This is a genomic window from Mesorhizobium sp. WSM4819 (genome assembly GCF_055811215.1).
Genome location: NZ_JBVVQO010000014.1, coordinates 146935 through 157323 on the forward strand (window position 1 = coordinate 146935; position 10389 = coordinate 157323).

Sequence of the window (10389 nt, forward strand, 5' to 3'; positions counted from 1 at the left end):
TCAAGCGGTCGAGCCGACGACACCCTCGACGAGATAGTCCATGCTTTCCAGTTCGATCGCGGCTTCGGCGAAGGTCTGGCCCTCGGTTGCGACGACGTCGCCCTTGTTGTTCTTCAACGGCCCCTTGATTACGGAAAAGCCGCCCTTCATCATTTCGGCGAGCGTGCCGTCGAACTGTGCGCGCGCCGCCTCGCTGACGGCGGGGCCGAGCGGGCTCATCTTGACGAAGCCGTCGGCCAGTCCGCCGCGCGTGAAATTGGGCAGCGGTTTGCCGGCCACGAGGTCGTCGACGAACATCTTGTAGACCTTCGCCCAGTTCCATTCCGCGCCGGTCAGGTATTTTTCGGGCGCCAGCGGGCTCTGATTGGCATGGTAGCCGCAGATGAAGGCGCCGCGCCCCGCCGCCGTTTCGACCACCACTTTCGGGCTGTCGACATGGCAGGTGATGACGTCGGCACCCTGATCGACCAGTGCATTGGTGGCCTCCGCCTCCTTGACCGCCAGCGACCATTCGCCGGTGAAGATCACCTGGCAGGTGATTGCCGGGTCGACCGAGCGTGCGCCGAGCAGGAAGGAGTTGATGTTGAGCAGGACCTGCGGAATCGGCTTTGCCGCGACGAAGCCGATCTTCTTGGTCTTGGTGGCGTGGCCGGCGGCGACGCCGTTGAGATACTGGCCCATGCCGATATAGCCGAAATAGGAACCGGCATTCATCGGATGCTGGTCCTTGTTCCACATGCCGCCGCAATGGCGGAACTGCACGTCGGGGAATTTCGCGCACATGGCCAGCATGTGCGGATCGAAATAGCCGAACGAGGTCGGGAAGATCAGCGAGGCGCCGTCGAGGTTGATCATCGATTCCATCGACTTCTGGACATTGACCGTTTCGGGGACGTTCTCCTCCTCAACCACGGAGATGCCCTCGATGGCCTTCAATGTGGCGGCACCCTCGGCATGCGCCTGGTTGTAGCCGTAGTCGTCCTTCGGTCCGACATAGATGAAGCCGACAGTGACGGCAGCGGCGAATGCCCTGCTGATCGGGAATGACGCCGAGGCCAGGCCGAGCGCCGCTCCGGCGGCGGAGGTCTTGAGCAGATCGCGGCGGCTAAGCATGAATCTCTCGGTCATGTGAATGCTCCCTGTTGGACCCTTTCCGGGTCGATTAATCCCCTTCTCGTAAAAGTGCATGCAATCGCTGTGCCAGTTCAAAAGCTGGATTTTATCCAATTAAATCAGTTAGCGGGCTGATTAGCCGTGCTCAAGCGAAAGGCAATTGCATACACTTTTTGCCTTTCAATTAGACAGTTTGACAACAAGATTAAAATAAAGGCATAGAGGGCGCGCCCGAGTCGAAACGAAAAAGACTGGACGGAGGAGAATTGTCGGGGAAGCGCAGCTTGATCAGGTCGGGCACGACCGTCGATCAGATGGTGAGGGCGATTGGTGACCGGATCGTCACCGGCTTCCTGCGCCCCGGCGAAAAGCTCGACGAGGCCTCGCTGGCTGCCCTTTTCGATGTGTCGCGCACCCCCGTCAGGGAGGCGCTTGGCCGGCTGAGCGCCATGGGGCTGGTCGAAAGGCGGCCCAACCGCGGCGCCACCGTCGCCGTGGTGACGCAGGAGCATCTTGCCTCGATGTTCGAGAGCATGGCCGAGCTTGAAGCGATTTGCGCACGGTTTTCAGCCGAGCGCATGACCACCGCCGAGCGCCGAGCGCTCGAAATCGAGCACCAGGCATCGGCGCGCCTCGTGCAACTGGGTGCGGAGGAGGACTACGAGTATTTCAACACCGTGTTCCACACGCGGCTCTATCGCGGGGCGCACAGCAAGCACATCTATGAACTGACCGTGATGACCCGCAGCCGGCTGGCGCCGTTCCGGCGCGCGCAATTCATGCTGCCGGGCCGCTTGGCCAAATCCTGGCAGGAGCATGACGTCATCGTTACCGCAATCATGCGCGGTGACGGCGCCGCCGCAGGACAAGCAGCCAAGGATCACGTCTCCATCGTCAGTGAGGCGAGCGCCGTCTTTGCCGCGGTCGACCCGATGAAACCGGCGGATTCGATCGGGATGTCTTCCTAGTGGACAAAACCTGACGCGTGGTACCCGAAACGGAACACCGTTTTGACCCCGAGGCGACCTATGTCTTGCATTTAGCGAATGGCCGCTTCGCGCCAGAAGTCGGTCGTTAATCGCCGGCCCCTGATTGCCCGAAAGCGGACATCTTAGCGAGGCAGTAGTAGAATCCACGGTCGTACGTTGATTTGAGCGCCGGCTTTCGTGCAAATGCTAGCAAGGTGAGTGCGCTGTCGTATGACAGGCCAAGCTGTTCAGCTGCTTTAGGCACCGTTTGCCCTCCAGTTTCGGCGGCCCGCTTGTGCCACGAACCACCTTGGCTATGAGCCCTTCTTGTCGTAGCTTCATGCGGCAACGTAAGCGTGTGCAGAGGAGGCGCGTTCGAGATGCGGTGTCTGATCTGGCTCCTTTCGACCCTTGTGCTTTTGTCGGTAACGCTTGCATCTGCCGTGTACGCCGCCGGCAACAATCCGAAACTCACGCCACTCGTCGCCGAGATCATCGCTGCTCCGCACGTAGTTCCTGGCTCGGACGGCAAGCGTCACATAGTTTACGAAGTCGCGGTGACCAATGTCACCGGCGGTGATGCCCGTTTCGAGAGGCTCGCAGTCATCGATGCTGACAGCGGGGCAAAGCTTGCAGAACTCGGCCCTGATGAACTGGCCAGCCGCGTCACGCCGGGGGCGAGCCGCGGCAACGAAACCCGCGAACTGACGGCGTATCAGTTCGCTGTCATTTTTATGCACGTTGCCTTGGCTGAGGGGGCGGCGGTCCCGGCTCGCATCACCCACGAGGTGACTGCGCATTTCGCAGTCATAGGCGCTGAGATGACTCTGACACTAGGCGAGGCTACCGTTGTCGCTACGGCTCCCGTGATACTCGGACCTCCGTTGCGCGGCAACGGCTACGTCGCCGCCGACGGCTGCTGTGATTCCATCCGCCACGTCCGGGCGCTGCTGTCGCTCGACGGCAAGTTCCATCTTGCCCAGCGCTTCGCGATCGACTGGGAGCAGCTCGACGACAAGAATACGCTGGTTGTGGGCGACCTCAAAGTGCCGGCCAACTACCACATCTACGGCAACCCGATCCTCGCGGTTGCCGACGGTACGGTAGTCGGGACTCGCAACGACTTGCAGGACCAGGTCCCCGGTGCGCTGCCTCCGAACCTGCCGATTGATGAGGCCGACGGCAATTTCGTCGTGCTCGACATTGGCTCAGGTCTGTTCGTCAATTACGCGCACATGCGGCCGGGCGGTGTTAAGGTGAAGCTGGGCGACAAAGTACGGCGTGGCGACCAACTCGGCGAGGTTGGCAACACCGGCAACAGCCAGGCGCCGCATTTGCACCTGCATGTCATGGACAACGCCTCTCCGCTGGCTTCAGATGGCCTTCCCTACGTCTTCGACCGCTTTACCATCACTGCGGTCGACGAAGCCGGCACAGAGGATTTCGACAAGGCGGAAGCGACGGGGTCGCCACTGACGCTGACGCCGCGCTCGCCTCCTCAACAGCTAAAAAATGTGCTGCCGCTTGACCTCTCCGTCGTTACCTGGCCGCAATAGCGCAGAGCGCGAGACCCATGACCACAACCCGCATGATGTCCTTCCGCCTCCTGCTCGCGGCTGCTTCTGTTGCCTGTGCAACTCCTGCTACTGCCGATCCGCTGCTGGACGAATCGGTCGGATTCGCCGGTACTTTCGCTTTCATCGGTTCAGGTGCGCCCGGTCTTGTGATTGCTGCCGTTCGGAACGGTGAGACTGCCTTTGCCGGTTTCGGCGAAACCGCTCGTGGGTCAGGCATCGTGCCTACTGCCGACACGATGATGCGAGTCGCATCCATCTCGAAAGCTGTCTGTGGGGACGTTCTCGCCAGTTTGGTTGCAAAGGGAGAAATTGGCCTGGGGGACGCGGTTCAGTCGCACCTGCCTGATGGGTTTATCGTGCCAGAAAAGGACGGCCGGAGGCTGCGGATCATCGACGCCGCCAGCCAGACATCCGGCCTGCCCCGAGAGATGTCGCAGACCGGTGGCACGCCAGCCAATCCCTATGCCGGACATACCCATAAGGCTATGATCGAGGCGCTGAAAGGCGACCCGTTTCTTTTTGCGCCCGGGACCGGTGCGCTCTATTCGAACTTCGGCTTCGATCTCCTCGGATTGGCGATCGCCGGCGCAACCGGCAAGCCCTATGCCGCCGTATTGGAGGAACGGGTTTTGCGCCCGCGCGGCATGGTGGATACCGTTTTCAATCCCCGCCCGGGCGATGAGAAGAGGCTGATGCAGGGCCATAATTTCGATGGCACCCCGCTTCCGTTCGTACCGACGCCGGTGACGATGGAATGCGCATCGGGACTCTACACGACGCCCAACGACATGCTGAAATGGATCGCCTGGCATCTGGCTCAAGGCGGTCCTGAGGATGATGCACGCCGGATCATCGACCACGCCAGCCTGGTCCGGAGGGACGGGCTCTCGCCGGTGCTGGGGCTCGACGACGGTGGGGCGCCGATGGATGCGATGGGATTGGGCTGGGTGATGATCGAAGCCGACGGCGATCATCCGTTGATCCTCCACAAATCCGGGGGCCGGCAGGGCATGTTCACCTATGTAGCCATCGCCCCGACGCGCCGCATTGCCGTCTTTGTGGCGATCAACCAGTTCAGCGCAGGGGGCTTTGCTTCAATGGTGAAGCAGGCGAACGAACTGATATACCAACTCGCACCGCGCTGACTTTCATTGAGGGCTTCGAGATGACCGGTTCCAGCTACAGGCGTTTCCTCATCTCCTCCGCCATGGCTGGTTGTCTCTTCGCGGTTCCTCAGGCAGACGCCGAGGATCGCCTATTGGAGGAAGCCGTTGGCTTCACCGGCGTCTTCGCGTTTCTCGGCTCCGGCGCACCGGGTCTTGTCATCGCCGCCGTTCGCAATGGCGAAACGGCCTTCGCCGGCTTCGGCGAAATCAGCAAGGGTTCGGGCAAGACGCCAGACGAACATACGCTGATGCGGATCGGATCGATTTCGAAGGCCTTCTGCGGCGATCTCATGAGTGGAATGGTTGAGGACGGAACGTTGGGCATTACCGACCCACTTGCCGTTCATCTGGACAAAGGCTGGACCGTCCCGGAATTCGAGGGCCGTACGCTCCGGCTCGTTGACCTCGTCACCCAGGCATCCGGGCTGCCGCGCGAAGTGCCGAACCAGACCGGTGGAACTCCGGACAATCCATTTACGGGTAACACCTACGAGCTCAGCAGGACCGGGCTTGCAAAGGGCAGTCCCTACCTTTTTCCACCGGGCACTGGCGCCCTCTATTCCAACTGGGGATACGACCTGCTCGGCCTTGCGCTCTCCAATGCGGGAGGCAAGTCCTACGGGCAGCTTCTTGCTGATCGGGTGCTCGTTCCGCGCGGCATGACCGATACCAAACTTAACCTCGAAGAAAGTGACAAATCGCGGACCATGCAGGGCCATTTCTTCGACGGCGCCCCTATGCCGTTGGTGCCTACACCGGAAACGATCGGCTGTGCCGGAGGGCTCTACAGCTCCGCCGCCGACATGCAGAAATGGATGGCTTGGCACCTCGACCAGGGCACCGCCGACGACACATGGCGAACCATCAACCATGCCGGCTGGCTCTGGCGCGACGGCTTGTCGCCGGTCAGTGGCCTGGATGATGGAGGGCCGATGGGCATGATGACCCTAGGCTGGGTCGGTTTGCTGCCCAATGACGACAAGCCGTTGATGCTCAACAAGTCCGGTGGCCTGCAAGGTCAGTTCAGCTATGTGGTGATTGCGCCGACGCGTAGTGTTGGCGTCTTCGTCTCCATCAACCAGTTTAGCATCAGCGGGTTTAACGGGATGGTCGAGTCAGCCAACGATCTCATCGCGCAACTCGCGCCCAGATGATGCTGGAAGAAAGCCGAATGTCGGTAGGCGCCGCGAGCTTAATACGAGCCGATCAACTGGAATAGGAAGCGGGTGCCGGTATCGGTCAGACCTTGGTTATCTTCGAACGGTATGGCAACGAGCGCCCTACCATTCAGGTGCTGCCCGAAGGCAGCCCTCGCACCGATGCCGGCCGATCCTAGCTCAGCCTCGGTATATTCCACGCCGATATCGTGGTTCCAAACCGCCCCATAGTCGACGAATGCAAACACATTCAGGTTCGAGATCGGCAAGGTTTCCGGGAGTTCGATATTTCGTCCCAGTTCCAGCGACGCTGCTATGCCGCTGTCGCCTGACGCCGCCGAACCATCGAAAGCCAGGCCATAAGGATCGCCGCCGAGCACGAACTGGACCGACGACGGCACAGCGGTCGGCGCGTATTGCGCCGCTACTCGGAAGTGGGCGACCGCCAGTGAGGCGATTTCCGTGGTGAGGTCGAGGTCGGCTCGGAAAAACCTGTAGTCGTCAGGGACGCCTGGACGCGGCGCAAGCGGATCAGTACTGCTGCTCGCCCCAAGGCCGTCGAGGCCCTGACCGAAAATACCGGTTAGTGTGACGGCGCCATTTTCCAACTCACCGACATACTTAAGGGACGCGGCCAGCCATCGGAGGTCCTCGTCGGTTTGCGTTTCACCGCCCGCAGCCAGCGAGTTGTTCTTGAAGTTCAATTCGAGGCGGCCAAACAAGCTGTGTTCGATTGTCCGCAGCAGCGGGTAATTGGCATACGCGCTGCCGAACGTAGAGGCTATATCGAGATCAAGCGGTGCGAGGTCGGCGCCGGGCTGGGATGAAACGTAGCCTAGGCTGTATCCGAAATGCAGTCCGTCATACCCAATCGGAACATCGAGCGAACCCAGCACGAACCTTAATTCATCCGGAGTGTCTGGAATGGTCACCCCAACGATGTTTGCCACGTCGAAAAGCCTCAACGCATCGTTTAGTGTGCCGGTGCCAGACACCTGATAAGGACCAACGGCATCGCTACCAAGATTGTCGACAATGACGTTCGCGCCAGTCCGCGTGAACCCAACCTCGAGTTTTAAGGCGCCGCCGGCCGAAGGCGTCTCAGGACGAATGAACGTGCCTTCGATGGTAAGGCCGCCAAGATCGCTCATCAGAAGGAGTACCCGCTCGGCTTCCTTGATCCGGATGGGCCGCATGGCAACGATGCGATCGATGTAAGGTTTTAAACGCCGTTCAATATCAGGCACGGCGCTGTCGATGATGACCTGGCGTACGTAGGATTCGTAGAGAACGATGACGACGTTGCCCGATGAAAAGTCCTGCTCAGGAACAACCGCCCACGAAAAATATCCCGCCTTTTGGTAGATTTCGTCGATCCGTTCGGCAATGGCGTAGAGGTCGCCAAGGCTTATCCTTTTGCTCAACTGGTAGGCCCACGCTTGCTGCAACTGTGACGCCGGCACCGTGACGGCGCCGCGAACCGTTACCGACCTCAAGGTGAATAATATTCGTTCGGCTTGTTCGGGTGGCGTAGTCTTGCGCGCGTCGGGGACCGAAAGGTCGATCGTTCCAGGCTTCCTCGGTGCGGAATAGCGTCGGATAGTCTCGTTCTGATCCGAGATCACCGAGTCGATCTGCTCGGGAATTGTTTGGCTAAGGCTGGGCCCGACAATGAAGGCACTGATCGCAAGACAAATCGATAGGCAACGCACTGCGTCGGACCATCGGGACAGCGCCTTGCGACCAGGCATGTCAAAACTCGCTGAACTATCGTGGCAGGGAAATCAGCGGTAACTCTGAATTGGTTTAGCAGTATGCCGCGGGTCCGTCACTGGCAAAAAATACCGTCAATGGCCGAGTAACGCGCAGACAGCCTGAGCCTGAACCTCCCTCAAGTGCTCAATCAAGGCGCCTGTGGGCTCGGCAGCGTTCAGCGTGGTAGTGACCGAGCGCGTACCGTCGGCGTTGGACGCGGCCCACTGCGTATAGCCCGGGAAGTTGCCAGTATGGCCGTACACGACGCCGCACGGCGTGGTGTAGCGGAACAGTCCTAGGCCAGCCTCATTCGTCCCTGGTCCGGGCGGGCTGGAATCTCCTGATATGAACTGCATCTGCTCCTGCTGCTCGGCAGCGCCGAAAAACTTCAGCGCAAGGTCAGCCCGTATGAACGTGGACAAGTTTTCAGGAGTCGACACGATCGCACCAGATGCCCACGCGCCGCTGGGGCTGACAAAGTTGGTCACGTCCTCTGGCTGGGATCCGGGCTCAACGGCGTAGCCGTGGATGTAGGGCGTCGGCAGCGCGATTTCCGTTGTCGGGAAGCTAGTTTGCGCGAGGTTGGCAGGACCAAATATCATCTCTTGCAACAGTGCCTCGTAAGGTTTGGAGGTCACTTCTTCGGCAATCAGCCCAACCACGATATTGTCGGTGTTTGAGTAGGCATACTTAGAACCGGGGGCAAACTCGAGCGGATCGTTGCGGACCCAGTCGATGATCTTTCTCGGCTCGACGTAGCCTTGGGGATCTGTCGCCACTTGCTTGGCCAAGCCGTCGGATCGCAGGTAATCAGGTAACCCGCTGGTGTGGTTTAGCATGTGCCGAAGCGTGATCGCGGACCATGCCGCCGGCAGCCCGGGCAAATGTTGGCCGATAGTCTCGTCGAGGCCGATCCGGCCAGTCTGGACGAGATGCAGGGCAATGGCCCCGTTGAAGGCTTTTGAGACGCTGGCGATACGCATGTATTGATTGACCGCTGGCGCTACATCCGAGGACACATTGGCGCGGCCCGCACTGAGTACGGTTAGGCGGCCGTCGCGGTAAAGAGTTGCTATCGCACCTGGCGGCCCACCCTCAGTCTCGACTAGCTGCTGCAGGCCGTGTCGCACCGCTGCATCGGTTGTGGCTGACCGCGCGGCCGGCGGAGGGGGCGTGGGTGCGGGGCGTTCGGGATCGGAATGCTTTATATATCGGCCGGGATCCATTTCCTCCGGCGCCACGATGACCTCGTCGTTAACGCCAGAGTCGATGTATTCATCGGTAATGGAAAAGCCTGCCAGAAGCTGCTTTCCCGTGAGAGGGTACCAGGAGCCGAATTCGTGTGAGTATGCGGCGATTGCCAGCAAGGCCAGTTGCCGGTTGTCATATAAGTCGATTTCATAGCTTTCCGCCAATTTGCCGCCTGAATATTTTTTGTAGCCGTCAATATACGCATCACGAGGATTGTCGCCGCGGTACTTGTCTACGATGGCGCCAATGGTGACCTTGTCCTTCTTGCCCCCGAAATAGATTTTGCGAAGAAGAAAGCCCCAAGCGGCTACCCCAAACTCAGGAGTCTCGTAAACGGCGGTCTGGTTGCCGTACCTGTCGGGCAGCGTGCAACCCACATACCCTTTCATGCTATCTCGCTGCCATCTCGAGATGTTGATGGCGCCGGGATTGTTTGTTCGAAGCGCCCGTCGAGTGAGCGTATCGGACGAACTGTAGCGGGCGTCTGGCACGCTGCTGAAGAAATTGCCAATCCCGATCAGGCTCCTGAACCTGAATTCTATATCGTCAGGATATTTCGCAGAATCACGAAATGGAGGAGTTAGCTTGCGAGTGTGACTGGCGTCCCAAAACGGCAACCCCATCGCTTTGCCTGTCTCAATGCCGACTATGCCGTCGACAGGCATCCCACTATTGGCCTGAAAGGACTTCACCGCGCTCACTGTTTGCGAGCCGAACAAGCCATCGATCACAGATGCATAAACTGCCTTATCCGCCAGCACGCTCTGTAGAAGCGCAACTCTGCGATCAGGAGCGTTGCGTAGGCTCTGCATGAATATGGGGCCGGCGGGTTGTCGTTTTGGGTTCGGTTGGGGCTTGCTGGCTCCTTCGCTCGGTGCGGAACGATTGCCAGAGGACCCGCAACTCAAATAATCCGTTGCGCTAGCTTGCTCCAGGCTCTCAAAAGCGGAGGTCGGACCACATAGCGATGCAAAGAGAATGGCAGCCGAGCAGTACGCACTCAGCTTGAGATAATGGCCGACCGTTTGGCGACTTCGCCGGACGCTGGTCAATTCCTCGATGTTCGACATGTCGTCTGACCTATGGCGAAGTCTTGTGCACCATCTTCAATATCACTTGATGAGTGCGTAACGGAAGCAGGGTTCGATATACAGGCTGCAGCGATGTCAGGCAGGCCTCGACGTCGCCGACAGACGCAAGTCTTGTTCGCGAAAACTACCCCATCGCAACGCCCGAAGTCGGCGGCCCGCTGTTGGACAACGTCAATACCAGGGCGGCAACAGTCCGCTTCTGAATAATTGACTTGAAAGCCGCCAGTCCGCTCCCGTGAAGAGTTTCGGGCGCCGGCAGGCGTACGAAAGTCCCCGAGGAAGGAACCCGCGGGCCACGGGCGATGGCTATG

Annotated in this window: 8 protein-coding genes; 4 read left to right on the forward strand and 4 right to left on the reverse strand. The window is 59.7% G+C overall.

From position 1 onward, the window contains the following. Complete coding sequence (locus tag AC0L18_RS15520; protein ID WP_473493147.1) at positions 1 to 1128, reverse strand: BMP family ABC transporter substrate-binding protein; 1128 nt, start codon at positions 1126 to 1128, stop codon at positions 1 to 3. A gap of 269 nt (positions 1129 to 1397) precedes the next feature. Here AC0L18_RS15520 and AC0L18_RS15525 point away from each other — a divergent pair, with 269 nt between their 5' ends. The 4 genes from AC0L18_RS15525 (at position 1398) to ampH (AC0L18_RS15540) (ending at position 5978) form a co-directional block, all read left to right on the forward strand. Next, entirely contained in the window at positions 1398 to 2081 is a 684-nt protein-coding gene (locus tag AC0L18_RS15525; protein WP_473493148.1) for a GntR family transcriptional regulator, read from the forward strand. 380 nt (positions 2082 to 2461) lie between these two features. After that, positions 2462 to 3637 (forward strand): M23 family metallopeptidase, encoded by a 1176-nt coding sequence (locus AC0L18_RS15530; protein WP_473493149.1) that lies wholly within the window; start codon positions 2462 to 2464, stop codon positions 3635 to 3637. A gap of 17 nt (positions 3638 to 3654) precedes the next feature. Next, a complete protein-coding gene (gene ampH / locus AC0L18_RS15535) occupies positions 3655 to 4803 on the forward strand; it encodes a D-alanyl-D-alanine-carboxypeptidase/endopeptidase AmpH (protein WP_473493150.1) in 1149 nt (382 codons plus the stop codon). Between the two features lie 20 nt (positions 4804 to 4823). Continuing rightward, entirely contained in the window at positions 4824 to 5978 is a 1155-nt protein-coding gene (gene ampH / locus AC0L18_RS15540; RefSeq protein ID WP_473493151.1) for a D-alanyl-D-alanine-carboxypeptidase/endopeptidase AmpH, read from the forward strand. 38 nt (positions 5979 to 6016) lie between these two features. Here the strand turns inward: ampH (AC0L18_RS15540) and AC0L18_RS15545 are convergent, their stop codons facing one another. The 3 genes from AC0L18_RS15545 to AC0L18_RS15555 form a co-directional block, all read right to left on the reverse strand. Next, entirely contained in the window at positions 6017 to 7732 is a 1716-nt protein-coding gene (locus AC0L18_RS15545; RefSeq protein ID WP_473493152.1) for a ShlB/FhaC/HecB family hemolysin secretion/activation protein, read from the reverse strand. Positions 7733 to 7828: 96 nt separating this feature from the next. Continuing rightward, the gene (locus tag AC0L18_RS15550; RefSeq protein ID WP_473493153.1) at positions 7829 to 10057 is read right to left on the reverse strand and encodes a serine hydrolase; all 2229 of its coding nucleotides are present in this window, start codon (positions 10055 to 10057) and stop codon (positions 7829 to 7831) included. Between the two features lie 145 nt (positions 10058 to 10202). Continuing rightward, positions 10203 to 10389, reverse strand: a 187-nt coding sequence (locus tag AC0L18_RS15555) for a hypothetical protein (protein ID WP_473493154.1), incomplete at its 5' end; no start/stop codon positions are given.

Bases quoted from the DNA above. Each gene is read 5' to 3' on its own strand.
- AC0L18_RS15520 (WP_473493147.1), bottom strand. From the start codon at position 1,128: ATGACCGAGAGATTCATGCTTAGCCGCCGCGATCTGCTCAAGACCTCC.
- AC0L18_RS15530 (WP_473493149.1), top strand. From the start codon at position 2,462: ATGCGGTGTCTGATCTGGCTCCTTTCGACCCTTGTGCTTTTGTCGGTA.
- ampH (WP_473493150.1), top strand. From the start codon at position 3,655: ATGACCACAACCCGCATGATGTCCTTCCGCCTCCTGCTCGCGGCTGCT.
- ampH (WP_473493151.1), top strand. From the start codon at position 4,824: ATGACCGGTTCCAGCTACAGGCGTTTCCTCATCTCCTCCGCCATGGCT.
- AC0L18_RS15545 (WP_473493152.1), bottom strand. From the start codon at position 7,732: ATGCCTGGTCGCAAGGCGCTGTCCCGATGGTCCGACGCAGTGCGTTGC.
- AC0L18_RS15550 (WP_473493153.1), bottom strand. From the start codon at position 10,057: ATGTCGAACATCGAGGAATTGACCAGCGTCCGGCGAAGTCGCCAAACG.